Source organism: Arthrobacter sp. IK3 (assembly GCF_051337705.1).
GTDB classification, from domain to species: Bacteria; Actinomycetota; Actinomycetes; order Actinomycetales; family Micrococcaceae; genus Arthrobacter_B; species Arthrobacter_B koreensis.
The window spans coordinates 24984-51929 of record NZ_JBPPSW010000005.1 but is presented as its reverse complement, the minus strand read 5'-3'; the positions used below and the strand labels follow the sequence as shown (position 1 = coordinate 51929).

Sequence of the window (26946 nt, the reverse complement as noted above, 5' to 3'; positions counted from 1 at the left end):
ATGACGGATACCTACCTGACCCTCGTCAATTCAGGCATCACCAAGGAGATTGCCAAGAAGCTCGGCCTGCCCCGTCCCGCCGTGCTGCGCCGCTTCGATCCGTCCAAGCCGCTGGTTCCGGGCCCGGTCCTGGTCCTGGGAAAGGGCGAAAGCGCAGACACCCTGGCGTCGCTGCTGCTCTCCTGGCAGCAGGACGTGCGGAGGCACGCGACGCCCAAGGAGAAGCTCGGTGCCATCCTGATGGTGCTTGACGAAGCCTCTGGTCCCGAAGACCTGGGCGCCGTCAGCCTGGACGCCGGAGCCAGCCTGCGGGACCTGGCACCGGGCGGACGGGTGGTCACCGTCTCCCGTCCGGCCTCCGAGGCCCAGGATCCTGCCGCGGCCGCCGCGCGCCAGGGCGTAGACGGCACGCTGCGTTCGCTGGCCCACGAGCTGCGCGGCGGTGCGACCGCCAACGGAATCGTGCTGGCCAACGGGACCGGAGCGGCGGCACCGTCCGTTGCTGCCGCCCTGCACTTCCTGCTCTCGGGACGCAGTGCCTACGTCAGCGGCCAGTTCATCACCGTCGGGTCCGACGCCGGGCAGCTGCCGGAGGACTGGAACGCCTCACTGGCGGGCAAGACCGCCGTCGTCACCGGTGCCGCACGCGGCATCGGCGCCTCGATTGCCCGCGTCCTCCACCGCGAAGGCGCCAACGTGATTGTGGTGGACGTGCCGGCCGCCGGTGAGCAGCTTGCCGCCGTCGCAAATGAAATCCACGGCACCGCACTGCAGGTGGACATCACCCGCGACGACGCGGCGGACAGGATCCTGGCCCATGCCGCCGAGCGCTACGGCAAGCTGGACATTGTCATCCACAACGCCGGTATCACGCGGGACAAGCTGCTGGCCAACATGGATGCGTCCCGCTGGGACTCCGTCATTGCCGTGAATGTCGCCTCACAGCTGCGGATGAACGAGCGTTTCCTGGAATCGGAGACCTTCAGCCCCGATGGGCGGATCGTCTCCCTGGCTTCCACCAGCGGCATCGCGGGAAACCGCGGACAGACCAACTACGCTGCGTCCAAGGCCGGGATCATCGGCATGGTGCGGGCCACGGCTGCGCTGCTCGCGCCGCGCGGCGGATCCATCAACGCCGTCGCCCCCGGGTTCATTGAAACGGACATGACGGCCCGGATGCCTGCGCTGACCCGCCAGGTTGCACGGCGGCTTTCGAGCCTGCAGCAGGGCGGCAAGCCGGTTGACGTTGCCGAGGCCATTGCGTTCCTCGCCTCCGACGCCGCAGCAGGCGTCAATGGCCAGGTGCTGCGGGTGTGCGGACAGAATATGGTGGGGGCATGAGCGTCCAGGAACTCGAAGCCATACCGGCGCTTGGACGGCTGTACCTCACCGCTGCATCGAACGCCGCGCGCAGCCGCCTTTCCTCCGCCGCAGCACCGAAGACCCTTCCGTCCGCCCGGCACACCGTGCAGCGGGCCCGGGTTGACCTGGAGAACCTGACCAATTTCCAGCGGCTGGTCCTGCACAGCGCACAGGACACCCTGCCCTCGGGCTACGTGCACACGTTTGCATTTCCGGTTGCGATGAGCGTGATGGCCCGGGAGGACTTCCCGCTGCCGCTGCTGGGCCTGGTCCACCTGCGCAACGAGGTGCAGCACCTGCGGCCCATCCACTACGCTGAACCGCTGTCCGTGACGGCGTGGGCGGAGAACCTCGCCGGCCACCGTGCCGGCACGCAGGTAGATCTGGTTGCCGAGGTCCGTTCCGGGGATGAACTGGTATGGACGGGGCGTTCGGTCTACCTGGCCAAGGGAGTCTTCCTTCCGCGGTTCGACCGTCCTGCTGCTCCGGGTCCCCGGCCGGAGTTCGTCCCGCCGAATCCCACTGCCCAATGGCGGCTGGGCCCGGACGCGGGACGCAACTACGCCCGCGTTTCCGGCGACTTCAACCCGATCCACCTCAGTGCGCTCTCGGCCAAGGCCCTGGGCCTGAAGCGTTCGATTGCCCACGGCATGTACATGGCTTCGCGGGTAGTAGGTGAAACGGGCCCCGCCATGCAGGAACCGTTCGAGTGGAACATCGAGTTTGAATCACCGGTCTTCCTGCCGGCAACGGTCAGCATCCGCATCTCCGAATCCGGCAGCCCGGGGGAGCGCGGTACCACCACCTTCGCCGGGTGGAACCAGCGCAGCCGGCGCCGCCACTTCCACGGCTGGGCACGTCCGCTGGACGCCGGGACACAACCCGCCGGAGCCTAGGAGCCGCTGCTAAAGTTCCCGCCATGGAAACAACTTCGCGCCTGTCTGTCCGTGCCCGGGAACTCGACTCCGCTGATCCGCTGGCCGGACTGCGGAAGCGGTTCCTGGGCCACGACGACGCCGGTGTTCCGGCCTATCTGGACGGCAACTCACTCGGCCGGCCGCTGGCCGCCACCCTAGAGCGCCTGAACGACTTTGTGCGCCACCAGTGGGGCGGCCGCCTCATCCGGGGCTGGGACGAGGGCTGGCTCGCGCTTCCCCGGCAGATCGGTGACCAGCTGGGGGAGCACGTGCTCGGCGCGGCGGCCGGACAATGTGTGGTCGCCGATTCAACCACCGTCCTGCTCTACAAGCTGGCCCGCGCTGCGGTGGCAGCCGTCTCAGGCGACGGGGTCCGGAATGAAATTGTCCTGGACCGGGACAACTTCCCCACGGACCGCTACGTCATGGAGGGCATCGCAGCAGAATGCGGCATGACCCTTCGCTGGGTCGAGGCGGAGTACGACGGCGGCGTCACCCCGGAAGCGGTAGCCAGTGCCGTGGGCCCGCAGACCGCGCTTGTGGTGCTCAGCCACGTTGCCTACCGTTCCGGGTTCGCCGCAGACGTCCCTGCGATCACCGACGTGGTCCACCGCGCCGGGGGACGGGTCCTCTGGGACCTGTGCCACTCCGCCGGTTCCGTGCCCGCCGAACTGGATGCCTGGAATGTTGATTACGCGGCCGGCTGCAGCTACAAATACCTGAACGGCGGCCCCGGAGCTCCCGCATGGGCCTACGTCGCCTCCCGTCACCTGGCGGACTTCAACCAGCCCATCCGCGGCTGGCTCGGGGCGGGGGATCCCTTCGGCATGGGCCGGGAGTTCGTTCCCGCAGCCGGCATCCAGCGGGTTGTCTCCGGAACGCCGCCCATCCTGGGCATGCTCGCCATGCAGGACATGATTGGGCTCATTGCCGAAGCCGGCATGGACGCAGTGCGGCAGAAGTCCGTGCAGCTAACGTCCTTCGCCGTCGAAGCCTTTGACGAACTCCTTGCCCCGCTGGGGGCCGTCCTCGCGTCTCCCCGGGACCCGGCCCTGCGCGGCAGCCACATCACCATTGACCATCCGCTGTCCCGGGACGTTACTGCCCGCCTGTGGGAGCAGGGCGTGATTCCGGACTACCGGAATCCGAACGGCATCCGGCTGGGCCTCTCACCGCTCTCCACGTCCTTCGAGGAAACCCGGACCGGCATCGAGGCGGTAGCTGCCGGGCTGGGCGCTACTGCCCGGCCTTGACGCAGAGCACCGGGCAGGGCGCCTCCAGCAGCACCCGCTGGGCGGTGCTGCCCAGGATGAGCTTTCCCACCGGTGTGCGGTGGCGCAGACCGACGACGATCAGCTGGCCGTCGTTCAGGGCGGCCGCGGAGAGAATCTCGTCCGCCGGGTCGTAGTCGCCCTCCGGATGAATCACCATAAAGTCCGAGCCCGAGGCTTCGAGTTCACCGGCAATCCTCTCGAGTTCATCCGAGGCGTCTTCGTGGCCGTGCCCGTGGCCAAGTCCCCGCCCCGTTGTGCGGACGCTGACGATCACCAGCCTGTTCTTGGAAAGGTCGGCCTCGCGGCGGGCGTGGTCCAGGGCTGCGGCGCCTTCCGGCGCGGGGACGTATCCAACAATCACGCTAGCCATGGAGCTCCTCCGGGTCTGTAAAGCGGGTGCGCTTGGCCTTGACTCCGCGGTTCCAGAGCCAGGTGAAGAACCACAGCACCACGCCAATCGCGAGCAGGATTCCCGCAATTGAATACTCAATGGGGTCCTGGGCCCATGGCCCAACCAGGAACGCGCAGCTCAGCGCGCCGATCCAGGGCATGATGCCGGGGGAGCGGAACGTCTTCCGTCCGGCGCCACCGTCCTCCACGTCCTCGCCCTCCACGGGGTCCGGCGGAGACTTCCGCAAAACGAGGCAGGCAACATTCACCACGGTGAAGACGCACAGCAGCAGCAGGGCAGTGGTGCCGCCAAGGGCTGAAACGGTATCCGGTCCCATGGCGTTGGTCACCAGGACAATAACGCCGACGGCGATCAGCGTAGTGGACACAATCGAGGCCCACGGTGTCCGGCGGCCGGGCAGGACCAGCGCCAGGGGGCGCGGCAGGACCTCCTGCTTGGACATCCCGTAGAGCAGGCGGCTGGCCATGAGCATGTTGATCAGCGCCGTATTCGCGACCGCGAAGATGGACAGGAACGGATAGAAGACGTCAATGGGGAAGTCGGGGGCACCTGCCTGCACCACCTCGAGCAGGGGCGTCTGGCTTTCGGCAAGCTGTCCCACCGGGACGACTGCCACGGCGGCCACGGAGACCAGCAGGTAGATGAACACCGTGATCCCCAGTCCCGTGAGCATCACCTTGGGAAAGATGCGTGCCGGATCCCTTGTTTCTTCCGCCATGTTCACGCTGTCTTCGAATCCGACCATCGAGAAGAAGGCGAGGGACGTCGCTGCCGTCAAGGCCAGGAAAATCGACTTGCCGCTCTCCGTCTCAAAGACCACCGTGCGGGAAAAGTCCACGTTGCCCTGCCCCATGGCCCAGAAGCCGATGCCAATCACAATCAGCAGTCCGGTGAGCTCGACGACGGTGAGGAACACATTGAACTTGATGCTTTCGCCCACCCCGCGCAGGTTGATCAGGGCCAGCAGGACCATGAACCCGACGGCGATCGCCGTGACGCCGAACTGTCCCCAGCCGAGGCCGAAGCCAACCAGGAAGTTCTCGGCCAGGAACTTCGCTGCCGTAGACGCCGAAGTAATCCCGGAGCACAGGACCGCGAAGGTCACGAGGAAGGTGACGAAGTGGATTCCGAAGGCCTTGTGCGTGTAGAGCGCCGCGCCTGCCGCCTGCGGATACTTGGTGACCAGTTCCAGGTAGGAAAGTGCAGTAATGGTAGCCACGGCGAAGGCGATGAGAATGGGCGCCCAGGCGGCCCCGCCGATCTCGCCGGCGATCCGCCCGGTCAGGGCATACACACCGGTGCCAAGGATGTCACCGATAATAAACAGCAGCAGGAGCTTGGTGCCCATCACCCGCTTCAGCTGCGGACCGCTGCCGGACTGCGGCACGCCGCTGGCAGTCTTCCCCTCGCCTGTTCCGGGTGCACTCATGCCCGGTATTCTGCGCCCGCAGTCTGCCGCCCTGCAATGCACCGGGGACATTTACCCTCCCCGCATCCTGAATCGCCGCGTGTCCCGGTGGTGCGGAACAGGCGCGGCTAGCCTGCACCGGCGTCGGGAATCACCCGAACCGAACGGATCCGGTGGTGCTCAACCTCAAGGACCCGGAGCCTGCCGCCGGGCGCCGCCACGGTATCCGACGGCACCGCCATCCGCCCCAGCCGGTCCAGAATGTAGCCCGCCACGGTCTCATACTGCCCTTCAGGCAGCTGGATTCCGGTAAGCCGGTCGAACTCCTGCAGGATCAGGCCTCCGTCAACAACCAGTTCGCCCTCCATTGCCCGGTGCTGGTCCTCCGGGTCCTTGCCCGTGTCATATTCGTCGTAGATTTCACCGACCAGTTCCTCTACGAGGTCCTCGAGGGTAACTATCCCGTCGGTTCCGCCGTATTCGTCAGCAACGACGGCGATGTGGCTGTTCTCCCTGCGCATCCGGGTCAGGGTGGGCAGTACGGTGGCGGTGCCGGGGAGGAAGAGGATTGGACGCAGGATCGCGCTGAGCCGGGTCTGCCCGGCAGCCACCGGGTCCTGGCCAAGCAGGTCCCGGACGTGGACGAAGCCCAGGACATCGTCCGGCGAGTCAGCAATCACCGGATACCGCGAGTAGGGCAGGAGATGGACTGCTGCTCGCGCCTCTGCCACGCTCAGGCTGGCCTGGAGAAACCGGACCTGCGGCCGGGGCCGCATCACCTCCTGCAGCAGCCGCTGGCCGGCCCCGAAAACGTCAGCGAGGATGCTCCGGCTCTCATCGGCCAGGACCGGACTCGCCTTCACCATCTCCAGGAGCTCCTGCTGGGAGATCGGAACGCTCTTCAGGTTAGGGTCACCGCCCAGGGCACGTACGACGCCGTTGGTCGAGACTGAGAGCAGCTTGATGACCGGACGCATCACGGCGGCAAACACCGAAAGCGGCGGGGCAAGGGCCCGGACAAATCCTTCGGCGTTCTGCATCGCAAGACGTTTGGGTACAAGCTCCGAGAACACCAGGGACAGGTAGGCAACAACCAGGGTCATGGCAATGAACGCCGACGTCTGCGCTGCTGCGGCGTTCAGCCCCCAGCCTTCCAGCACGGGGGACACGGCAGGGGCAAGGGCGGAGGCCCCGTATGCAGCTGAGAAGAAGCCGGAGAGGGTCACGCCGATCTGGATCGCTGACAGGAACAGGTTCGGGTTGCGGGCCAGGGCTGCGATTTTGGCGCCCCTGCGCCCGGAAGCCTCCAAGCGGAGGATCTGTCCCTCTCGCAGGGACACAAGTGCCATCTCCGCGCCCGCAAACAAACCACCAAGCAGGATGAAGAAGAGCACCAGTATGACGTTCAGTAACCCGCTGCCGTCCATAGTGCGAGGGTATCAACCGCGGGTCCGGGCCACAGCAGCAGGCGGGCGAGGTTGTTGGAAGCAGATACACACCAGTAACGGAAGGACGTCGGGGAAACAAAAACACCCCGGTCCAGGGACCGGGGTGTTCGTTGATGTGAGGACCATCAGTTGTGCGCGGAGGGGGACTTGAACCCCCACCCTCAATAAGAGGACTAGCACCTCAAGCTAGCGCGTCTGCCATTCCGCCACCCGCGCTTAGGTGTCTTCCGAAGAGCGTTTTTTATTCCGTTTCTTCGTTTGCAACGAGAAAAACTCTAACACGGTTTCCACGAGAACAACGAATCGGGCATTTCGGGCCCGAGTGTTACGGGACATGGGCCGGAACAAAGATCCGCCGAAACGGTCCAAGGTGGCTAGGCTGGGCCGTAAAGCTGCCCAGCAAGGAGAGAGCCCCATGAGCATCCGCGCCGAAGACGAAGTCGCCCGCATCTGCCGGGACCTGATCCGCATCGACACCTCCAACTACGGCGACGGGTCCGGGCCGGGCGAGCGCAAGGCGGCAGAGTACGTTGCCGCCCTCATCGAAGAGGTGGGCCTCGAAGCCGACGTCTTCCAATCCGCGCCCGGACGCGCATCCGTTGTCACCCGGATGGCCGGCACGGACTCTTCGCTGCCCGCACTGGTGGTCCACGGGCACCTGGACGTAGTGCCGGCGCAGAAGCAGGACTGGAGTGTGGACCCGTTCAGCGGCGAGGAACTGGACGGACTGATCTGGGGCCGCGGCGCGGTGGACATGAAGGACATGGACGCCATGATCCTGGCGGTCATGCGGGAGATGGCACGCACCGGAACCCGGCCCCGCCGGGACATCATCTTCGCCTTCTTCGCCGATGAGGAAGCCGGCGGCAGCTATGGAGCCGGATGGGCCGTCGAAAACCGGCCTGAGCTGTTCGAAGGCGCCAGCGAAGCCATTTCCGAAGTGGGAGGGTTCTCGGCGACCATTGGCGGACGCCGCACCTACCTCCTGCAGACCGCGGAGAAGGGAATCTCCTGGCTGCGCCTCAAGGCACATGGGAGGGCCGGGCACGGTTCCCAGATCAACACGGACAATGCGGTTACCCGCCTGGCCGGCGCCGTCTCACGCATCGGCTCCTATGAGTGGCCTATCGAACTGACGGATACCACCCGTGCGTTCCTTGACGGGGTCACCGAACTCACCGGCGTCGAATTCGATCCGGAGAATCCGGAGAAGCTCCTGGCCGAACTGGGCACGGTTGCCCGTTTTGTGGGCGCGACGCTGCAGAACACCGCCAACCCGACGCTCCTGGAAGCCGGCTACAAGCACAACGTCATTCCGGGCACGGCAGAAGCGTTCATCGACGCCCGAACCCTTCCCGGCCAGGAGGAACAGCTGCTGGAAATCGTGAAGTCGCTGGCGGGCGAGGGCATAGACGTAAGCTACGAACACAAGGACGTTTCACTTGAAGTTCCCTTCACCGGGAACCTCGTCGACTCGATGGTGGCAGCACTCCAGGCCGAAGATCCCGGCGCTCCGGTACTCCCGTACACGCTCTCCGGCGGCACCGACAACAAGTCGCTGTCCCGGCTGGGCATCACCGGCTACGGTTTCGCGCCGCTGCGCCTGCCCGAGGACCTGGACTTTACGGGCATGTTCCACGGCGTGGACGAGCGTGTCCCGGTTGAGTCCCTCAGGTTCGGAACCCGCGTCCTGGGCCGGCTGCTGCGCGGATCGTAGGTTCCGGCCCGGCCCCCGCCAACTGAAAGGAAGCTGCTTTGACGTCCCCTGAAGAAATCCTGCCGCCGGACCTCCTGGAGACGCTGCGCGGACGTGCAGCACGCTATGACCGGGACAACTCCTTCTTTGCCGAGGACCTGGACGACCTCCGCAGCGCAGGCTACCTGGCGCTGTTCACCCCGGTGGAGCAGGGCGGGTCCGGCCTGGACATTCCCGCCGTCGTGAAGTGCCAGCGCCGGCTGGCGTCTGCGGCCCCGGCCACCGCGCTGGCCGTGAACATGCACCTGGTCTGGTGCGGCGTCGCCCACCTGCTGGCACGCGGCGGGGATGACTCGCTCTCCTTCGTCCTCGAGGAAGCCGCCCAGGGGGAACTGTTCGCGTTCGGCATTTCCGAACCCGGCAACCCGGCGGTCCTCTTCGACTCGAAGACCGCCGCCGTCCCGCAGGACGGCGGCGGGTACGCGTTTACCGGCCGCAAGATCTTCACCAGCCTGTCCCCGGCCTGGACCAGGCTGGGCATCTTCGGCAAGGACAGTTCCAGTGAGGAGGAACCGCGGCTGGTTTTCGGCTTCGCGGACCGCAGCACGGCAGGCATCAGCGCGCTAGACGACTGGAACACCATGGGAATGCGCGCCTCCCAGTCCCGGACCACCCTGCTGGAGGAGGCCGTGGTTCCGGCCGCGCGGATAGTGCGGCACACTCCCGTTGGACCGCATGCGGATGCCTTTGTGTTCGGTATTTTCAGCCTCTTCGAAACCCTGCTTTCCGCCGTCTACGCAGGGCTTGCCGGGCGCGCGCTGGACCTGGCCGCAGAGGCCGCGGGGAAGCGGCGCGTCCAGGGTGAGCCCGCGTCCCTCGATCCGCACACGCGCTGGCGGGTGGCCGACGCCGCCATCCGCCTCGACGGGGCGATCCTCCAGCTCGACGCCGTGGCACGCGACCTTGAGTCCGGTACCGACCACGGCCCCTTCTGGTTCCCGCGGCTCTCCGGCCTCAAACTGCGAACCACCGACACCGCCCGCGGCATCGTGGAGACAGCCATGCAGGTGGCCGGGGGAGCAGGCTACTTCAGGGGCAGCGAGATCGAACGCCTCTACCGCGATGTCCTCGCCGGAATGTTCCATCCCTCCAGCGAAGACTCGGCCCATGACTCGATGGCCAGGGCAGTACTGGGGCCGGTGGACGGACAGTAGCCTGCACAGTACGTGCGCTAGGCGGTGCGCGTTACCCGCATGATCTTGCGCCGCAGCCAGTACCGGTGGGTACCTCCGCGGTAAATGCGGGTTCGCTGCAGTTCCCACTTGCCGTATTCGGCGTGGTCTGTGATGAGCCTCCGGGCATCGGGAAGCGACTCATGGGGCCCTACGGAGAGGACCAGATACTCATAGTCCTTGGCGGGAGCGGTCTTGAACGAGACGTCCGGTCTCAGAATTTGTTCTCGCATTTCCATCCCATTTTGCCTCCTTTGGGGCTAACGTCTAGTCCATGACCATAGATCCGCGCGTTGCACTCCAGTCCCTGGTCGCTGCCTTCGAAGAGCACCTCGCTGCTGCCGCCGCACGCCGCGGAGAAAAGGATCCGGCCGTAGAGGACGCGTACCTGGCCATCGCCGACGCGTTCGAAGTCTACGAGGAGGTCCTGTACGACGCCTACGGCGAGGTGACTCCGCTGGAGATCTACGACGACGAAGAAGAAGTCGACGAGGACCTGCTGGACGAGGACGAGGAGCTCCTGCGCAGACCGGACTTCGGCGTCGACGGCGTGGCGTACGGCTCCGAGCCGGATGATGCCGAGGACGGCACGGCCGGCAGCCGGTCCCCCTACCCGCACACGCGGAGCGACCGCTAGCCGGCACCGGCCGCGGCCCTGCCTGGCGGAACGTGGGCCGGGTGTGCCCTAGAGTCGTAGGGTGAACTGGTTCGAAGCAATTTTTCTGGGCTTTCTGCAAGGCCTGACAGAGTTCCTGCCGATTTCCTCCAGCGCCCACCTGCGCATCGCCGGGGAACTCCTTCCCGGAGCCCAGGACCCGGGGGCGGCCTTCACGGCTATTACCCAGCTGGGCACGGAGACCGCCGTGGCCGTGTACTTCTGGAAAGACATTGTCCGGATCGTCAAGGCCTGGTTCGGCTCCCTCGCCGGACGGGTGCCCCGCTCAGACCCCGATGCCCGGATGGGCTGGCTGATCATCGTGGGAACCCTGCCCATTGTGATCCTTGGCCTCCTGTTCCAGGACCAGATTGAATCAACCTTCCGCAGCCTGTGGATCGTCGCGACCATGCTCATCGTCTTCGGTGTGATCCTGGCGGTAGCGGACGCCGTCGGGAAGCAGCAGCGCACGCTGGACCAGCTCACCTACAAGCACGGCATCCTCTACGGCTTCGCCCAGGCACTGGCCCTCATCCCGGGCGTCTCCCGCTCGGGCGGAACCATCACGGCAGGCCTGCTCATGGGCTACACCCGTGAAGCAGCAGCCCGCTACGCCTTTCTCCTGGCTATACCGGCCGTCTTCGGCAGCGGCCTCTACCAGCTGGCGAAGTCCTGGGGCGATACCGGCCCGTACGGCGGCGCCGAAACCGCGCTGGCCACCGTCGTGGCTTTTGTTGTTGGGTTCGTCATCATTGGCTGGTTCCTGCGGTACGTTTCCACGCGCAGCTACCAGCTGTTCGTCTGGTACCGCATCGGACTCGGCGTCGCGATTTACATCGCCCTGGCCTTCGGCGTCCTGCAGCCCTGACACCGCCGGCCCCGTCCGCCGCGAAATGAACCAAGCCTGCCAAGTAAGTAGAGTGAATACGTGATCGCCTGGAACTCCCGCCCCCTTCCCGAACTGCCCGGCCAGTCCCCGGAACTGGTCCTTTTCGACACAGCGCTGCGCCGCACCGTCCCCGTGACTCCGGGCCCCGAGGCCGGGCTTTATGTCTGCGGAATTACCCCCTACGACGCAACCCACATGGGCCATGCGGCAACCTACGTAGCGTTCGACCTGCTGAACCGCCAGTGGCGGGACGCCGGTCACACCGTGAACTACGTGCAGAACGTCACGGACATCGACGATCCGCTCCTGGAGCGCGCGAACGCCACCGGTGTTGACTGGACCATCCTGGCCAAGGAACAGACGCAGCTCTTCCGGGAAGACATGGAAGCCCTCAACGTGCTGGCGCCGCGCAGCTACATCGGCGCCGTCGAATCGATCGAATGGATCGTTCCGGTGGTTGAAGACCTCCTGGAGCGGGGCATCGCCTACCGTGTTCCCGGCACCGGCCAGGAGCCCGACGGCGATGTGTACTTCTCCGTCGACGCCGCCGCGGCAATGCCCGCGGACGGCAGCGACGCGTGGTGGCTTGGACAGGTGTCAAACCTGACCCCGGAACAAATGATGCCCGTGTTTGCCGAACGCGGCGGAGACCCGGAACGTCCCGGCAAGCGCAATCCCCTGGATGCCCTGTTGTGGCGGGTGGCCCGCCCGGGCGAACCGCAGTGGCCCGGCGGCGCCCTTGGTGACGGACGGCCCGGCTGGCACATTGAGTGCTCAGTCATCGCCCGACGGTTCCTGCCCGCGCCGTTCACGGTGCAGGCGGGGGGATCGGACCTCGTCTTCCCGCACCACGAAATGAGCGCCGGACACGCCTGGGCCTGCTCGGGTGAACCCCTGGCCGAGCACTACGCCCACGCAGGCATGGTAGGGCTGGACGGGGAAAAGATGAGCAAGTCCCTGGGCAACCTGGTGCTGGTCTCGAAACTGCGTGCCGAGGGAGTCGACCCGGCGGCTATCCGACTCACCCTGGCCGGACACCACTACCGTTCGGACTGGTTCTGGACGGCCGGGGACCTGGCGCGCTCCGAGGAACGGCTCAGCCGTTACCGCCAGGCTCTGGCCCTCACCGACGTCCAGGCCGCCGAGGATCTCCTCAGCCGCTTCCGGCTCTGCCTCGCCGATGACCTGAACGCACCGGCGGCACTGGCCGCCGCCGATGAATGGGCCGCACGCCTTCCACTCTCCGAACCGGCGGCATCAGCCGGCTCCGGGGCGGACCTGGCCGCAGCTGCCTTCGACGCCCTGCTGGGCATTACCCTCCGCTAGCGAAGGTGCGGTGCCGGCAACCGGGCGGCACCGCGCCACAGCTAGTCCCGGCGGCGTCGCTTCAGGTAGCGCTCGAACTCCCTGGCAATCGATTCGCCGGTTGCCTCGGGAAGCTCGGCAGTGTCCTTCGCTTCTTCCAGCTGCCGGACATAGGCGGCGATCTCCGGATCCTCGGTGGCGAGTTCATCCACTCCGCGTTCCCAGGCTTCCGCTTCCTCGGTGAGCACCGACGTGTCCACGGGAACCTGCAGGAGCTCTTCGATCCGGTGCAGCAGGGCCAGCTGTGCCTTGGGCGACGGCGGCTGGCCTACGTAGTGGGGTACTGCTGCCCAGAGTGAAAGCGTGGGGATGTCCGCCAGCGCGGCCACCTCGGCCAGGACTCCCACAATGCCAATCGGGCCCTCGTACTCTGACGGTTCAACATCGAGATGGGCGCGCAGGTCCTCTTCCTCGCAGGTTGCGGTGACGGGAATGGGCCGCGTGTGCGGCACGTCCGCCAGAAGCGCGCCTGCCAGCACGAGGCAATCGACGTCGAGTTCTTTGGCCAGCCCGATCAGCTCTGCCGTGTACGCCCGCCACTTGTATGACGGCTCGACGCCGGTTACCAGGATGAGGTCCAGGTTGGACCCGGGCACTTCTGCACGCGAAATCCGTGTGGTGGGCCACTTGATGCGCCGCTTGCCGGAGGTGGTGCGCTCGATCGCCGGACGAGTGAACTGGAAGTCGTAGTACTCGTCGGCGTCGATCCCGGCGATCTTCTCGCTGTCCCAGTACAGCGACAGGAAGTTCAGGGCGTCCGACGCCGCTTCTCCGGCGTCATTCCAGCCTTCGAAGGCAGCCAGCATCACGGTTACCCGTTCACCGGTTCCACCGGCGAAGAAGTCCTGGAGGCCTGCTGCCGGGCCATTTTCGGTATAACTCACGATTTCACCTTATGCCCCCCCGCTGCGCACTGTCAGTCCCGCGCGCCGCCGGAGCCCGGGCGCTGCGCGAGGATCCGGCGCCCCGCCCCGTAGACTGGCGTTATGCCCCTGCCTGGAATTCCCGTCCTGCCCGACGGACCCGCACCTGCGCTGCAGGCCGTGTTCTGGGACCTGGACGGAACGATCGTGGACACCGAGCCGTACTGGATCCAGGCAGAGAAGGACCTGGCGCGGCAGCACGGCGGAACCTGGACCGACGAGGACGCCATCGAGTCTGTGGGGCAGGCGCTTCCGTATTCGGCCCGGCGCCTCCAGCAGGCCGGGGTGCGCCTCACCGTGGAGGGAGTCATCGGGGCTCTCACTGATGCTGTGGCCGTACACATTCGGCGGCAGGTCCCCTGGCGCCCCGGCGCGCGCGAGCTCCTGGAAGAACTGGCAACGGCCGGAATTCCCTGCGCGATGGTCACCATGTCTCCCCGCCTCCTGGCACAGATCATCGCCGAGCAGCTCCCGGCGGGCACCTTCCGGCTGCTCGTGACCGGAGAGATGACCGAACGCGGCAAACCGCACCCGGACCCGTACCAGCTGGCCTTCGACCAGCTTTCAGCAGAGGTGCCCGGCCTGTCCAAGGCGCGTTGTGCCGCGCTGGAAGACTCCTACCCGGGATATACCTCGGCACATGCGGCCGGATTGTGCGCTGTAGCCGTTCCGCATATCACCGCCCTTCCGGCAGACCCTCGGCGTATCCAATGGGACACCTTGGAAGGCCGGAGTGTCCGGGACCTGGAAGCCCTGGTCTCATCGTGGGAAGGAGCGGCACGTTGACCCAGGATCCAACGCGGAAACAGCGCAGCGAAGGCATTCCGCTGGGCAGAATCGGCGGAGTCCCGGTAACCCTTGCCTGGTCCTGGTTCGTCATCGCCGCGGTGATCGTTTTCCTCTTCGGCCCCCGGGTCGCCGGGGCAGTTTCCGGGCTCGGCACTGCGGCCGCCTACGGCGTTGCACTGGGCTACGCGCTGCTGCTTCTGTTCTCGGTCCTGGTGCATGAGCTCGCCCACGCGCTCACAGCGAAGGCCTGGAACTGGCCAACACCGCGGATCGTGCTGACCCTGTGGGGCGGGCACACCCAGTTCGGCGATGTCCGCGCCACCCCGGGGAAGTCCCTCGTCGTCGCACTGGCCGGCCCGGCGGCAAACTTCCTGCTCGCTGTGGCGGGACTCGGCCTGCTGGTGTTCCTGGAGCCGGGCACCGTGTCCTGGCTGCTGGCGGACATCTTCGTGTGGGCCAACTTCCTGGTGGCCATCTTCAACGTTCTACCGGGGCTTCCCCTGGACGGCGGCAGGATCGTGGAGACGATTGTCTGGAAGGCAACCGGAAGCCAGGACCGCGGGACGCTCGCCGCTGGCTGGGCCGGCCGGATCATCGCCGCCGCACTGGCGGCGGCCATCATCGTTCCCCCGTTCCTCCAGGGCAGGACTCCCGACTTCGGCCTGCTGCTGATCACGGCCGTGGTGTCCGGGTTCCTGTGGATGGGGGCCGGGGCATCCATCAGCAATGCACGGATGCGGATGCGCCTGCCGTCGGTTTCCGCCGCGGCCCTTATGGAACCGGCAGCCCAGGTCCCCGCCGCAGCAACGGTCAGCTACGTCCGCCAGGCGGCGGAAGCAGCCGGGCCTGGTACGGCAATCATCCTCACGGCTCCCACCGGGCAGCCGGAGGCCGTGGTGGACGCAGGAGCCCTCTTCGCCGTACCGGAACACCTCTCGGGCCAGACACCGGCCAGCGCCGTCGCCCGCGCACTGGCGCCCGGCGCCTATGTTCCGGACGCCGCCAGCGGCCAGGAACTCATTGCGTACCTCTCCAAGCTTGAAGGCAGCGAGTACGCAGTCATCAACCGCGAAGGCACCGTAGTGGGCCTTCTGCGCCAGGACACCGTGGTAGCCGCCATCACCGGCAGGACACCCAACCGCCGCGCCTGAGGCACCAGCCAGACAGACCAGACAAGCCCGTCAGAAACTAAAGGACAGCCACTCATGAACAACCCGGGTACCCCCGAAACCCCTGCCGCGCACGGCGCCGACATGCGCCGCGGACCGCTGCGGCCCGGTGAACGCGTCCAGCTCACCGACGAAAAAGGACGCCGGAACACCATCACCCTCACCGAGGGCGGAGCATTCCACACCCACCGCGGCTACCTCCCGCATGAGGCGGTTATCGGTGTCCCCGAGGGAACCATCGTCACCAACACCACCGGGCACCAGTACCAGGTGCTGCGCCCGCTGCTGTCCGACTTCGTTCTGTCCATGCCGCGCGGTGCAGCCGTCGTCTATCCGAAGGATGCCGGCCAGATCGTGACGATGGCGGACATTTACCCCGGTGCCCGCGTCGTGGAAGCCGGAGTCGGCTCCGGCGCGCTCAGCATCTCCCTGCTCCGCGCGGTGGGCGACAACGGATCCCTGCACTCCTATGAACGCCGCGAGGAATTCGCGGACATTGCCCGCGGCAACGTTGAGACCTTCTTCGGCGGACCGCACCCGGCCTGGAACATTACGCTTGGCGACTTCCAGGACGAGGTGGTCCGCACCCAGGAACCGGGCAGCGTGGACCGCGTGGTACTGGACATGCTGGCGCCCTGGGAATGCACCGACGCGGTGGCTACCGTGCTGGCACCGGGCGGGGTCTGGATTTCCTATGTCGCGACTGTCACCCAGCTCTCCCGCACCGCGGAGGCGATCCGGGCCGACGGCCGGTTCACCGAACCGGAAGGGTGGGAGTCGATGGTCCGCGGCTGGCACCTCGAAGGCCTGGCCGTCCGCCCCGACCACCGCATGGTGGCCCACACCGGATTCCTCCTCTCCGCCCGCCGCCTGGCCGAAGGAGCCACCGGCCTGGTGGCGAAGCGCCGCGCCTCCAAGACCGACTTCAGCCAGGAAGACCTGAACGCCTGGACCCCTGCAGCAGTGGGGGAGCGCGAGGTCTCCGACAAGAAGCTGCGCCGCGCAGCGAAGGACGCCAGCTCCACCGTCCAGCGGGGCGCGCTGGCCAAGGCTGAACGCTTCCAGGAAGAGCACTCCGACGACGGCCCCCAGGGCTAACCCGGCGCCTGATCCGGGCCGCGGCTCAACTCAAGAGACCGCCCCCGGTGTATTGCGTGCGTCACTGCGTTATCGTCAAACGAATGGACCACAGCGATAAAGGCGGTCGGAAAATGGTTGATGCGGAAAACACCAGCGGGGCCCCGGTGGGCGGCGGAATGGACGGCGGATACGGCACTGACGGCCAGGAATCACGGCAGCTCAACGTTCTTCGGGACAAGCTGCGGAACCTGGACCGCCAGCTCGCAGCGCTGACCCACAACAACGCCCGCCTCGTGGCCATGCTGGAGACGGCCCGGGCGGAGATCGTGCGCCTCAAGGATGCCCTGGAGAAAGAGGGGGCCACGCCGTTCAGTTTTGGGACGGTGATTGCCGTCAATCCGCGGTCCGAGGCCGCGCCGGGAGTGACTACCGCGGCCACGGTGCAGGAGAGCGTGGACATCATCCAGTCCGGCCGCAAGCTGCGGGTAGCCGTGAGCCCCCTGCTGGACCTGGGATTGCTGGTCCCGGGCCAGGAAGTGCTGCTCAACGAGTCACTGACCGTTGTGGCGGGGCTCGGGTTTGAAAAGGCTGGAGAGCTTTTCACCGTCCAGGAACTGCTCGACGGCGACCGCGCCCTGGTTGTGGGGCGGGCCGACGACGAACGGGTGGTCCGGCTCAACGGCCCCCTGGTTCAGGAAAGGATACGCGTGGGGGACGCCCTCACCGTTGATACCCGGATCGGCTACGCGCTGGAGAAGATCCCGCGCAGCGAAGTTGAAAACCTGGTCCTGGAAGAAGTACCGGATATTTCCTATTCGGACATCGGCGGCCTTGGCCCGCAGATCGAGCAGATCCGCGACGCAGTGGAACTGCCCTTCATGCACCCGGACCTGTATAGGGAACACGGGCTGAAAGCCCCCAAGGGCATCCTGCTGTACGGTCCTCCCGGGTGCGGCAAGACCCTGATTGCCAAGGCGGTGGCGCACTCCCTGGCAGCCCGCGTCATGGAACAGACCGGCACGCCCGGCACACGCAGCTACTTCCTGAACATCAAGGGTCCGGAGCTGCTGGACAAGTATGTGGGGGAGACCGAGCGGCACATCCGGCTGATCTTCTCCCGCGCCCGCGAGAAGGCATCGGACGGAAGCCCCGTCGTCGTCTTCTTCGACGAAATGGACTCGCTGTTCCGTACCCGAGGCACCGGTGTGTCCTCCGACGTCGAAACCACGATTGTTCCCCAGCTGCTGAGCGAGATCGACGGGGTTGAGAAACTCGAGAACGTCATCGTCATTGGCGCCTCCAACCGGGAAGACATGATCGACCCGGCCATCCTCCGGCCCGGTCGGCTGGACGTAAAGATCAAGATCATGCGCCCCGATGCCGAGGGCGCGGGTGAAATCTTCGCCAAATACCTCACGCCGGACCTCCCGCTGCACCGCGATGACCTCGCCGAGCACGGGTATGACCCCGTGGCTACGGTCAAGGAGATGATCCGGCGGACCGTGGAGAAGATGTACGCCGAGGACAAGTCCAACGAGTACCTGGAAGTCACCTACGCCAACGGCGACACCGAAATGCTCTACTTCAAGGACTTCAATTCCGGGGCAGTGATCCAGAACGTCGTTGACCGGGCCAAGAAGTACGCCATCAAGGACTTCCTGATGCTGCACCAGCGGGGCCTGCGCATCGAGCACCTGATGCGCGCCGTCGTCGACGAGTTCCGCGAACACGAAGACATGCCCAACACCACCAACCCGGACGACTGGGCACGCATCTCCGGCAAGAAGGGCGAACGCATCACCTACATCCGCACGATCATCCAGGGCAAGGCGGGGCAGGAACCGGGCCGGACCATCGAGACCGCAGCCAATCCGGGACAGTATCTGTGACGGTCCGGAGGGTGATGGGCACGGAGACCGAGTACGGCGTACTGGCTCCGGCCCTGCCGAACGCCAACGCCACCGTGCTTTCGAGCCAGGTAGTGAATGCCTACGCCGCCAGCGTCCGTGCCGGATTGGGCAACCTGTCCGGCACGCGCTGGGACTACACGGACGAAGCGCCGCTGAATGACGCCCGAGGATACACGGTGCCCCGGACGGCAGCGGACCCCACCCAGCTCACGGACGCACCGCCCGTGCTGGACGCCGAGCAGATCGCGATGGAAGGCGGGGGACCGTCAGCCCTGTACGGGGAGCAGGAAGACAACTCGGTGCTGATGAACATGGTGCTGGGAAACGGTGCACGGCTGTACGTGGACCACGCCCACCCGGAATACTCCTCGCCCGAGACCACCAATCCCCATGACGCGGTGCTTTGGGACAAGGCGGGGGACGCGGTTGTGCTGACGGCCATGCGGCATATCGCCAGGACCCCGGGCTTCGCGCCGGTGCACCTGTACAAGAACAACACCGACAACAAGGGCGTCTCCTACGGCGCACATGAGAACTACCTGGTGCCGCGCAGCGTGCCGTTTACCCGCCTGGTGGCTGGCCTGCTGCCGTTCTTCGTTTCCCGGCAGGTGATCTGCGGCTCCGGCCGCGTGGGAATCGGGACCAGCAACCAGCGCCAGGGCTACCAGCTGAGCCAGCGGGCAGACTTCTTTGAAACCGAAGTGGGCCTCGAAACCACCATCCGGCGGCCGATCATCAACACCCGGGACGAACCGCATGCAGTGGCGGAGAAGTACCGGCGCCTGCATGTCATCATTGGCGACGCCAACCTCAGCGAAGTTTCGGCACTGCTGAAAATGGGAACAACGTCCGCGGTGCTGTCCCTGATTGAGGACGCAGCCGCTCCGCAGATCGAACTCCGCGACCCCGTGGGCGCGCTGCAGGCCATCAGCCACGACCCGACGCTTACCGCGCTGGTGGAGTTGAAGGACGGCCGAAGCGTCACCGGCCTGGACCTCCAGGAAATGTACCTCGAGGCCGCCGCCACCCATGCGCGCAGGGAGGGCGGGGCCGACGCCGCCACGGAGGACATCCTCAGCCGGTGGACATCTGTGGTGGGAACCCTCAAACGGGACCCCATGGCTGCATCCGCCCAGGTTGACTGGGTTGCGAAGCTCCGGCTGCTGCAGGCGTACCGGGACCGCGACGGGCTGGCCTGGAACGATGCCCGGCTGAACCTGATCGACCTGCAGTATTCGGACATGCGCCCGGAGAAGGGTCTCTATTACCGCCTGGCCGCGCGCGGGCAGATGGAACGGATCCTCACGGACGAGCAGATAGCGGCCGCCGTGGCGGAGCCTCCGGAAGATACCCGGGCCTATTTCCGCGGCCGGTGCATCACCCGGTTCCCGGCCGAGGTGATTGGTGCCAGCTGGGACTCGATCATCTTCGAGCTCCCGTCCCGGCGCCGGCTGCAGCGTATCCCCACGCGGGAGCCGCTTCGGGGGACGAGGGAACTCACGGGTGAACTGTTTGACGTTTCCGCTGATGCGGAGGATTTTGTGGCCCGTCTGCTGACCGGTCCGGAACCTACCGTGGCACCATAGGACCTAGGACACATTCCGCAGCACGGCGTGAGCCGGAAAGGGCAGGCATCATGGCAACCCAGGACCGCAGGAATACCGGAGCACGTCCCCAGGACGTGGAGGAAACCGAAGAGACCGCTCCTCCCGCCGCCGAACCGGCTGAGCAGTCTTCGGCACAGACCGAAGGTGTCGACGACCTGCTGGACGAGATTGACGGCGTGCTGGAGAACAACGCCGAAGAGTTCGTCCGCGGGTTCATCCAGAAGGGCGGTCAGTAGGGGATGGTGCCAACGGATCCTGCACACACGGTGGCCGCGGAGGCGGGCTCATCCTTCAGCGAACACCTCAGCCGCCACCACCCGGAGCTGCTGCCTTCGGCGCGCAGGCTCGGAACAGCTCCCGCAGGATCGGCATCCGCAGCTGCACCCCAGGCCACCACCATTGTTTCCCTGACGTACGCCGGCGGCGTCCTCATGGCAGGGGACCGGCGGGCAACCATGGGAAACATGATCGCCAGCCGGCACATCCGCAAGGTTTTTCCGGCGGACAGCTATTCAGTGCTGGGCATCGCCGGAACCGCAGGACTGGCGCTGGACATGATCCGGCTCTTCCAGGTTGAACTGGAGCATTACGAAAAGATCGAGGGCACACCGATGAGCCTGGACGGCAAGTCCAACCGGCTCGCGGCAATGGTCCGCCAAAACCTTCCGCTGGCACTCCAGGGCCTGGCGGTCATCCCGCTCTTTGCCGGCTTCGACCTCGAACGGCACACCGGACGCATGTTCTCCTACGACGTGACCGGCGGACGGTACGAGGAGTACGAACACCACAGCGTGGGATCCGGCTCGGTCTTCGCGCGGGGGGCCCTCAAGAAACTCTGGCGCCCCGGGCTGGACCAGGACGAAGCGGTGCGGATCGCCGTCGAATCCCTTTATGACGCGGCGGACGACGATTCCGCCACGGGCGGGCCGGACCTTGTCCGCCAGCTGTGGCCCGTGGTCTACGTGGTCAACTCCGCCGGCATGCGGGAGATCCCCGAACGCGAACTGCACCAGCTCGCCGAGGACCTGGTCTCCCGCCGCTCAGCCGCCGGACGGGAGGCGTAGGAGATGACACAGCAGTTCTACGTCTCGCCCGAGCAGCTCATGAAGGACCGGGCCGATTTTGCCCGCAAGGGAATCGCCCGGGGCCGGTCAGTGGTGGTTTTGACCTGCCGCGACGGGATCGCCTTCGTGGCGGAGAACCCCTCGCCGTCGCTGCACAAGCTCGGCGAGATCTACGACCGGATCGGTTTCGCCGCCGTCGGGAAGTACAACGAGTTCGAAAGCCTTCGCCAGGCGGGGGTGCGGTACGCGGATGTCCGCGGCTACTCCTACGCGCGGGAGGACGTTACGGCCCGGGGGCTGGCCAGTGTCTACGCCCAGAGCCTGGGCTCCGTCTTCACCGCGGACGGCAAGCCGTTCGAGGTTGAGCTGGCCGTGGCTGAAGTAGGCAAAGAGCCCTACGCGGACCATCTGTACCGTCTCACCTATGACGGTTCGATAGCGGATGAAAGCAACTACGTGGTGATGGGCGGGCAGGCCGAGGTGGTCAACGACTCACTCGCGCGCACCTGGTCTCCGGACACCACCTTCCATGAAGCCATCAGGGTGGCCGTACGGGCGCTTTCCGCGACTCGCCAGCCGCCGGAGGGCACATCCGGGCAGGCGGCAGAGGCCGTCCAGACGGCACAGGACCCGGCGCAGGGAACGGAAGTCCTCGGTGCCGGACTGCTGGAAGTCGCGGTCCTGGACCGTGATCCGCTGTCGACCCGGGGAACCGTCAGGGCGTTCCGCAGGATAGGGACCGTTGAGCTGGACCGTTTGCTGTCCAGCGCGGAAGGAGACTGATGGAACGCAGGATCTTCGGCGTCGAAACCGAATTCGGCATTGCCTACTCCGGTCCGGATTCTCGGCCGCTCTCACCGGAAGAGGTTGCCCGCTACCTGTTCCGGAAGGTGGTGAGCTGGGGGCGTTCCTCAAACGTCTTCCTCACCAACGGCTCCAGGCTTTACCTGGATGTGGGGTCCCATCCGGAGTACGCGACTGCCGAGTGCGATGACCTGGCGCAGCTCATCGCCCATGACCGCGCCGGAGAGCTGATCCTGAACGACCTGGTGGAAGAGGCGGAGGAACGCCTTGCCGCCGAGGGGTTCAACGGCAGCGTGTATCTCTTCAAGAACAACACCGACTCGGCGGGGAACTCCTACGGCAGCCATGAGAACTACCTCATTCCGCGGCGCCTCGAATTCTCCCGGCTGGCGGACATCCTGATCCCGTTCCTGGTCACGCGCCAGCTGCTGGTCGGCGCCGGCAAGGTGCTGCGGACCCAGTCAGGTTCCCTCTACGCGTTCTCCCAGCGGGCAGACCACATCTGGGAAGGCGTGTCATCAGCCACGACGCGGTCGCGGCCCATCATCAACACCCGGGACGAACCGCATGCCGACGCCGAGCACTACCGGCGCCTGCACGTGATCGCCGGGGATTCGAACATGTCCGAGACCACCTCCATGCTCAAGATCGGCTCCGTAGACCTCATGCTGCGCATGATCGAAGCCGGGGTCATCATGCGGGACCTGCGCCTCGAGAACCCGATCCGCAGTATCCGCGAGATTTCCCACGACCTCACCGGTTCGGCACCGCTCAAGCTGGCAAACGGTTCCACCATGACGGCCCTCGAACTCCAGCGCATCTACCTGGAACGGGTGCAGGACTTCGTCCGGGACAACGGCCCGCACAACCGGCATGTGCCGAGGGTGCTGGACCTGTGGGAGCGGACACTGGACGCTGTGGAGTCCGGGGACACTTCGGGCATCGACACTGAAATTGACTGGGCCATCAAGAAGAAGCTGGTGGACCGGTACGCGGAACGGGGAGGACTGGACATGGGTTCGCCCCGCCTGGCCCAGATAGACCTCACGTACCACGACATTTCGCGCCGCCGCGGTCTGTTCTACCTGCTGCAGTCGCGCGGTGAAACGGCCAGGGTGGTGGAGGACAGCGCGGTCAAGGAGGCCGTGGACGTGCCGCCGCAGAGTACGCGTGCCAAGCTGCGCGGGGACTTCGTACGCCGGGCCAAGGCCGCCAACCGCGACTTCACCGTGGACTGGGTCCACCTGAAGCTCAATGACCGGGCCCAGCAGACCGTCCTGTGCAAGGACCCGTTCGCCGCGGTGGATGAAAGGGTGGAGGCACTGCTGTCCACTCTGTGAGCCGGCTGGCCGCCCGGGCAGCCCCGGAGCGAATCTAGGCTCCTTTCAGGTGGAGGCGTTAGGGTTGGTCTTGCTGCCCGGAGAGGGTGCGGGCACATCCGTTCCCGCATGCTGCCGGCACAAGACATTTGTCCGCCACTGAAAGAAGTACTGTGCGAAAAGTACTAGCCCTGCTCCTGCCCGCGCTCCTGCTGCTCACCGCATGCTCCGGAGACGGCAGCAGCGATCCGCTCTCCTCCGTCAAGGTCACCTCCAACGGTGAGGGCTCCGTCCCCACGGTGGAGTTTGACACGCCCCTCACTGCGGAGGAACCGACCCTGGTGCGGGTGAACGACGGCGACGGCGCTGAACTGGTTGACGGCCAGACCGCTTCCGTGCGGCTCGTGGTCATGGACCCCGAAAGCGGTGAAGCGGGCCAGGAAACCTACACCGCGGAAACCGCTGAAGACATTGCCGTTGATGAGACCCTCAAGCAGGGCAACGAGCAGATGTACAGCGCCCTCGTTGGCGCCCCGGTCGGATCCGACTTCGCCTACTACGTTCCCGGCAACGAGGAGGCCGGCACTGCCACGCAGTTCATCGTCTTCACGCTGACCGACGCCCGGGACCTTCCCACCCGTGCCTGGGGCACCGACGTCGACCCGGTCGAGGGCCAGCCCACCGTGACACTGGATGACGACGGCAAGCCGACCATCACCGTCCCTGACACCGACGCACCCACCGAGCTCATCGCCCAGGAACTGAAGAAGGGCGACGGCAAGGTCGTGGAAGCCGACGACACCGTGACCGTCCAGTACCACGGCGTGAAGTGGTCCGACGGTTCCGTCTTCGACTCCAGCTGGGAACGCGGCGCCCCCACCTCCTTCGGACTGAACCAGGTCATCTCCGCCTGGACCGACGGCCTTGCCGGCAAGACGGTCGGATCCCAGGTGCTGATCGTGGCTCCGCCGGCCACCGCCTACGGTTCCTCCGAGGGCAACGAACTCCAGAACGAAACCCTGGTCTTCGTCGTCGACATCCTCGAGGCCAAGTAGCCGGATAATCCGGATAAGATTGCTGGCAGTCCCAAAACGAAGGAGTCCCATGTCATTCGGAAAGCGCGAGTACGACCGCCAGAAGCCGGAGATCGATTTCCCGGAGCACGATGCCCCGACGGAACTCGTCATCGAAGACCTCATTGTCGGTGACGGAGCCGAGGCAAAGCCCGGAGATACCGTCTCAACCCACTATGTGGGCGTGGCCTTTTCCACCGGTGAAGAGTTTGATGCGTCCTGGAACCGCGGCGCCCCGCTGGACTTCACGGTCGGCATCGGCCAGGTCATCCAGGGCTGGGACCAGGGCCTGCTGGGCATGAAGGTCGGCGGACGCCGCCGGCTCGAGATCCCTTCCCACATGGCGTACGGCGACAGGGGAGCCGGCTCGGCAATCGCGCCGGGCGAGTCCCTCATCTTCGTCGTGGACCTGCTCGGGGTCCGCTAGCAGGGGAAAATCCCGCTCGCTACAGGGCGGCCCGCCGGTCAGCATGTCACCGGCGGGCCGCCCTTTGCGCGCTTCGGGCGCCAACGGCTGTAGATTAGCCGTGTGTCTCCGAAACCAGCCGAACAACGCACCGAACGCCTGCTGAACCTGGTCATAGCCCTGCTCTCTTCCCGGCGCGGGTTCACCAAGGCCGAACTGTTCGAGGAAATCGAGCTCTACTCCGAGGCAGCATCGCCCGAAGCCCGTGAGAAGCTCTTCGACCGGGACAAGGCCTTCCTGCGCGAGCAGGGCATTCCGGTGGAGTCCTACGGCGAAGACCCGCTCTACGAACAGGACAACTCGCTGCAGCGCTACCGCATCCGCAGCGAGGAGTACCGGCTGCCCGAAGTTTCCTTCACACCCGCCGAATCGGCCGTGCTGGCCCTGGCGGCCCAGATGTGGGAGCAGGCGGCTCTTGGATCAGCCGCGGCACGGGCGCTGCGCAAGCTCCGCGCCCGCGGTGTCCTGGCCGAAGACGCCGCATCCAGCCCGGTTCATCCGGCGATCCGGACATCGGACCCAAACTTCGCCAAGGTCTTCCGTGCCGTTACGGACCGGACCCCGATCTCCTTCGGCTACCGGGCATCCGCCGGCGAGGAATCGACGCGAAGCGTCCAGCCCTGGGGCATGGGCTCCCGCTACGGCCACTGGTACCTGGTTGGCTGGGACACCGGCAGGAACGCAGAACGGTGGTTCCGGCTCTCCCGCATGACCACCGCAGTTCAGGCCGGGAGGGGAAACTACAGTGTTCCGCCGGACTTCGACATCCATGCGTCGCTGGCATCCCTGGACCACGTTTTTGCCCCCCGTTCGGCTGCAGTGGATGTCCAGTCCGGCGCAGGCGCCGAACTCCGTCTCCGCGCCGGCGGCGACGCCGATCCAGCCGCGGGCCTGGCGGAACCGGCAGCCGGATGGGACCGCCTCTGGTTCGCAGTCACGGATTTGGAGTCCCTGGCGGCCGACGCCGCTGCCCTGGGTACTGCTGCACGCGCAGTCCATCCGCCCGAACTCAGGGACGCCGTTTCCGCGGCACTGGACCGGGCCCAAAAGTTCCAGGCGGAACCGGTTCCGGAATACGTCCCGGCAGCAGCGGCGCGCGGAACGGCCGCCAAGACCGCCGGGGCGCAGGAGCGCCTCAGCCGGCTCCTGGACCTGGTTCCCTACATCCTGGCCAACCAGGGAGCCGGAATGGCGGAAACCGCCGACCGGTTCGGTATCAGCCAGGAGCAGCTGGCCTCGGACCTGAACCTGCTCTTCGTGAGCGGACCACGGTACTACCCGAACGGCCTGATGGACGTGAACTTCGAGACCGGGGACATCTACATCGATAACGCGGAGAACCTCTCCCAGCCGGTACGCCTCTCCATGGACGAAGCCGCAGCCCTGGTAGTAGGCCTGGATACCCTGGCTGCGCTGCCCGGCGCCGCCCCCACGGACGCTGTCGCCTCGGCCCATGCCAAGCTCACCGAGGCTGCCGGGACTGCGGCTGCCGCCGGCACCTCTCTCGCGGCAGAACTCCTGCCGGCCGGCACGCCGCCGGATCTGCTCACTGAGCTCCAGCAAGCCGTCACCGGTGCCAGGAGCCTGACTATCCGCTACGTCGTGCCGAGCCGGGACGAAGTCTCCGAAAGGGTTGTCGATCCGCGACGCATCTTCTCCGACAACAACACGTGGTACCTGGACGCGTGGTGCCACCGGGCCCAGGCAGGACGGTTCTTCCGGGTGGACAGAATCCTGTCAGCGACGGACAGCGGGAAAGCCGCAACCGGGCTTCCGCAACCGGATGCACAGTTCCCGTCCAGTCTTTTCACCCCGGGGGAGTCCGACGAGTTTGTCACAATCCGCCTTCTCCCGGACGCTTCCTGGGTCGCCGACGCCTACCACGCCGAGAAGCGCGCCCAGCTGCCCGACGGCGGCCAGGCCGTGGTGCTGCGGACGGCCAGCACCGGCTGGATTCCGGGTTTCATTGCACGTCTGCGCGGATCAGCGGCGGTCCTGGAACCTGCCGCACTGCGGGACGAAACCGCCGCCTGGTTGTCCGCAGCGGCAGCGAACTACGCGTGAACAGCCGGTGAAGCCCCGTT

Annotated in this window: 23 protein-coding genes, 1 tRNA gene and 2 pseudogenes; 20 read left to right on the top strand and 6 right to left on the bottom strand. The window is 66.2% G+C overall.

Annotated elements, in window-relative coordinates:
* Genes ACSLGO_RS08120 through ACSLGO_RS08110 form a run of 3 tightly spaced genes read left to right on the top strand, consistent with a single transcriptional unit; the run spans position 1 to position 3532 of the window.
* Positions 1-1341, top strand: a complete 1341-nt coding sequence (locus ACSLGO_RS08120; protein WP_436400877.1) for a 3-oxoacyl-ACP reductase — start codon at positions 1-3, stop codon at positions 1339-1341.
* Positions 1338-2258, top strand: a complete 921-nt coding sequence (locus ACSLGO_RS08115; RefSeq protein ID WP_091604856.1) for a MaoC family dehydratase — start codon at positions 1338-1340, stop codon at positions 2256-2258. The genes ACSLGO_RS08120 and ACSLGO_RS08115 overlap by 4 nt, the downstream gene beginning before the upstream one ends.
* 23 nt (positions 2259-2281) lie before the next feature.
* Complete coding sequence (locus ACSLGO_RS08110; RefSeq protein WP_091604853.1) at positions 2282-3532, top strand: kynureninase; 1251 nt, start codon at positions 2282-2284, stop codon at positions 3530-3532.
* On the opposite strand, the gene ACSLGO_RS08105 is transcribed toward ACSLGO_RS08110, so the two are convergent.
* From ACSLGO_RS08105 to ACSLGO_RS08090, 4 genes are all read right to left on the bottom strand, one after another.
* Positions 3516-3923, bottom strand: coding sequence for a universal stress protein (locus ACSLGO_RS08105; RefSeq protein ID WP_091604850.1), 408 nt, complete (start codon positions 3921-3923; stop codon positions 3516-3518). The two genes, ACSLGO_RS08110 and ACSLGO_RS08105, sit on opposite strands and share 17 nt — an antisense overlap.
* On the bottom strand, positions 3916-5394 hold the full coding sequence (locus ACSLGO_RS08100; RefSeq protein WP_436400874.1) for an APC family permease: 1479 nt from the start codon (positions 5392-5394) through the stop codon (positions 3916-3918). Before ACSLGO_RS08100 ends, ACSLGO_RS08105 begins: the two co-directional genes overlap by 8 nt.
* A gap of 107 nt (positions 5395-5501) precedes the next feature.
* Positions 5502-6800, bottom strand: a complete 1299-nt coding sequence (locus ACSLGO_RS08095) for a hemolysin family protein (protein ID WP_419242711.1) — start codon at positions 6798-6800, stop codon at positions 5502-5504.
* Between the two features lie 153 nt (positions 6801-6953).
* Positions 6954-7037, bottom strand: a tRNA-Leu gene (locus tag ACSLGO_RS08090).
* Between the two features lie 199 nt (positions 7038-7236).
* On the opposite strand from ACSLGO_RS08090, the gene ACSLGO_RS08085 reads away from it, so the two are divergent.
* Positions 7237-8538 carry a M20/M25/M40 family metallo-hydrolase gene (locus tag ACSLGO_RS08085; RefSeq protein WP_436400872.1) on the top strand — a complete coding sequence of 434 codons (1302 nt, stop codon included), beginning with the start codon at positions 7237-7239 and terminating at the stop codon, positions 8536-8538.
* A 38-nt stretch (positions 8539-8576) separates the two neighbouring features.
* Entirely contained in the window at positions 8577-9731 is a 1155-nt protein-coding gene (locus tag ACSLGO_RS08080) for an acyl-CoA dehydrogenase family protein (protein WP_436400870.1), read from the top strand.
* A gap of 17 nt (positions 9732-9748) precedes the next feature.
* Here the strand turns inward: ACSLGO_RS08080 and ACSLGO_RS08075 are convergent, their stop codons facing one another.
* The gene (locus tag ACSLGO_RS08075) at positions 9749-9982 is read right to left on the bottom strand and encodes a DUF5703 family protein (RefSeq protein WP_091605923.1); all 234 of its coding nucleotides are present in this window, start codon (positions 9980-9982) and stop codon (positions 9749-9751) included.
* A 41-nt stretch (positions 9983-10023) separates the two neighbouring features.
* Between ACSLGO_RS08075 and ACSLGO_RS08070 the strand changes: the two are divergent.
* The 3 genes and pseudogenes from ACSLGO_RS08070 to mshC all read left to right on the top strand — a co-directional run.
* A pseudogene (locus ACSLGO_RS08070) lies at positions 10024-10269 on the top strand (hypothetical protein); the annotation flags it as partial.
* A 178-nt stretch (positions 10270-10447) separates the two neighbouring features.
* Positions 10448-11272: an undecaprenyl-diphosphate phosphatase gene (locus tag ACSLGO_RS08065; RefSeq protein ID WP_091604838.1), complete on the top strand. Its 825-nt coding sequence runs from the start codon at positions 10448-10450 to the stop codon at positions 11270-11272.
* A gap of 60 nt (positions 11273-11332) precedes the next feature.
* Positions 11333-12619 (top strand): cysteine--1-D-myo-inosityl 2-amino-2-deoxy-alpha-D-glucopyranoside ligase, encoded by a 1287-nt coding sequence (mshC, locus tag ACSLGO_RS08060; RefSeq protein WP_436400867.1) that lies wholly within the window; start codon positions 11333-11335, stop codon positions 12617-12619.
* A 41-nt stretch (positions 12620-12660) separates the two neighbouring features.
* Here mshC and ACSLGO_RS08055 read toward each other — a convergent pair whose 3' ends face one another.
* On the bottom strand, positions 12661-13542 hold the full coding sequence (locus ACSLGO_RS08055) for a PAC2 family protein (RefSeq protein WP_226802448.1): 882 nt from the start codon (positions 13540-13542) through the stop codon (positions 12661-12663).
* 102 nt (positions 13543-13644) lie between these two features.
* Between ACSLGO_RS08055 and ACSLGO_RS08050 the strand changes: the two genes are divergently transcribed.
* The 12 genes and pseudogenes from ACSLGO_RS08050 (at position 13645) to ACSLGO_RS07995 (ending at position 26926) form a co-directional block, all read left to right on the top strand.
* A complete protein-coding gene (locus ACSLGO_RS08050; RefSeq protein ID WP_277664380.1) occupies positions 13645-14367 on the top strand; it encodes an HAD family hydrolase in 723 nt (240 codons plus the stop codon).
* On the top strand, positions 14364-15521 hold the full coding sequence (locus ACSLGO_RS08045) for a site-2 protease family protein (RefSeq protein ID WP_091604829.1): 1158 nt from the start codon (positions 14364-14366) through the stop codon (positions 15519-15521). The genes ACSLGO_RS08050 and ACSLGO_RS08045 overlap by 4 nt, the downstream gene beginning before the upstream one ends.
* Positions 15522-15575: 54 nt before the next feature.
* Positions 15576-16637, top strand: coding sequence for a tRNA (adenine-N1)-methyltransferase (locus tag ACSLGO_RS08040; protein ID WP_091604826.1), 1062 nt, complete (start codon positions 15576-15578; stop codon positions 16635-16637).
* Between the two features lie 194 nt (positions 16638-16831).
* A pseudogene (gene arc, locus ACSLGO_RS08035) lies at positions 16832-18508 on the top strand (proteasome ATPase); the annotation flags it as partial.
* Between the two features lie 14 nt (positions 18509-18522).
* A complete protein-coding gene (gene dop / locus ACSLGO_RS08030) occupies positions 18523-20115 on the top strand; it encodes a depupylase/deamidase Dop (protein WP_277664379.1) in 1593 nt (530 codons plus the stop codon).
* Between the two features lie 50 nt (positions 20116-20165).
* A complete protein-coding gene (locus tag ACSLGO_RS08025) occupies positions 20166-20372 on the top strand; it encodes a ubiquitin-like protein Pup (RefSeq protein ID WP_152274471.1) in 207 nt (68 codons plus the stop codon).
* A gap of 6 nt (positions 20373-20378) precedes the next feature.
* Positions 20379-21200, top strand: a complete 822-nt coding sequence (prcB, locus tag ACSLGO_RS08020; RefSeq protein ID WP_377955492.1) for a proteasome subunit beta — start codon at positions 20379-20381, stop codon at positions 21198-21200.
* 3 nt (positions 21201-21203) lie between these two features.
* On the top strand, positions 21204-21983 hold the full coding sequence (gene prcA, locus ACSLGO_RS08015) for a proteasome subunit alpha (RefSeq protein WP_277664378.1): 780 nt from the start codon (positions 21204-21206) through the stop codon (positions 21981-21983).
* Complete coding sequence (pafA, locus tag ACSLGO_RS08010; RefSeq protein WP_091604812.1) at positions 21983-23344, top strand: Pup--protein ligase; 1362 nt, start codon at positions 21983-21985, stop codon at positions 23342-23344. The genes prcA and pafA overlap by 1 nt, the downstream gene beginning before the upstream one ends.
* A gap of 152 nt (positions 23345-23496) precedes the next feature.
* Complete coding sequence (locus ACSLGO_RS08005) at positions 23497-24378, top strand: FKBP-type peptidyl-prolyl cis-trans isomerase (RefSeq protein WP_436400864.1); 882 nt, start codon at positions 23497-23499, stop codon at positions 24376-24378.
* 49 nt (positions 24379-24427) lie between these two features.
* Positions 24428-24823 (top strand): FKBP-type peptidyl-prolyl cis-trans isomerase, encoded by a 396-nt coding sequence (locus tag ACSLGO_RS08000; RefSeq protein WP_091604806.1) that lies wholly within the window; start codon positions 24428-24430, stop codon positions 24821-24823.
* Positions 24824-24925: 102 nt separating this feature from the next.
* Positions 24926-26926: a helix-turn-helix transcriptional regulator gene (locus tag ACSLGO_RS07995; RefSeq protein WP_091604803.1), complete on the top strand. Its 2001-nt coding sequence runs from the start codon at positions 24926-24928 to the stop codon at positions 26924-26926.
* The last annotated feature ends 20 nt before the right edge of the window (positions 26927-26946 follow it).

Coding starts and splice junctions, on each gene's coding strand:
- ACSLGO_RS08120 (WP_436400877.1), top strand. CDS start 1: ATGACGGATACCTACCTGACCCTCGTCAATTCAGGCATCACCAAGGAG.
- ACSLGO_RS08115 (WP_091604856.1), top strand. CDS start 1,338: ATGAGCGTCCAGGAACTCGAAGCCATACCGGCGCTTGGACGGCTGTAC.
- ACSLGO_RS08110 (WP_091604853.1), top strand. CDS start 2,282: ATGGAAACAACTTCGCGCCTGTCTGTCCGTGCCCGGGAACTCGACTCC.
- ACSLGO_RS08105 (WP_091604850.1), bottom strand. CDS start 3,923: ATGGCTAGCGTGATTGTTGGATACGTCCCCGCGCCGGAAGGCGCCGCA.
- ACSLGO_RS08100 (WP_436400874.1), bottom strand. CDS start 5,394: ATGAGTGCACCCGGAACAGGCGAGGGGAAGACTGCCAGCGGCGTGCCG.
- ACSLGO_RS08095 (WP_419242711.1), bottom strand. CDS start 6,800: ATGGACGGCAGCGGGTTACTGAACGTCATACTGGTGCTCTTCTTCATC.
- ACSLGO_RS08085 (WP_436400872.1), top strand. CDS start 7,237: ATGAGCATCCGCGCCGAAGACGAAGTCGCCCGCATCTGCCGGGACCTG.
- ACSLGO_RS08075 (WP_091605923.1), bottom strand. CDS start 9,982: ATGCGAGAACAAATTCTGAGACCGGACGTCTCGTTCAAGACCGCTCCC.
- ACSLGO_RS08050 (WP_277664380.1), top strand. CDS start 13,645: ATGCCCCTGCCTGGAATTCCCGTCCTGCCCGACGGACCCGCACCTGCG.
- ACSLGO_RS08040 (WP_091604826.1), top strand. CDS start 15,576: ATGAACAACCCGGGTACCCCCGAAACCCCTGCCGCGCACGGCGCCGAC.
- dop (WP_277664379.1), top strand. CDS start 18,523: ATGGGCACGGAGACCGAGTACGGCGTACTGGCTCCGGCCCTGCCGAAC.
- ACSLGO_RS08025 (WP_152274471.1), top strand. CDS start 20,166: ATGGCAACCCAGGACCGCAGGAATACCGGAGCACGTCCCCAGGACGTG.
- prcA (WP_277664378.1), top strand. CDS start 21,204: ATGACACAGCAGTTCTACGTCTCGCCCGAGCAGCTCATGAAGGACCGG.
- pafA (WP_091604812.1), top strand. CDS start 21,983: ATGGAACGCAGGATCTTCGGCGTCGAAACCGAATTCGGCATTGCCTAC.
- ACSLGO_RS08000 (WP_091604806.1), top strand. CDS start 24,428: ATGTCATTCGGAAAGCGCGAGTACGACCGCCAGAAGCCGGAGATCGAT.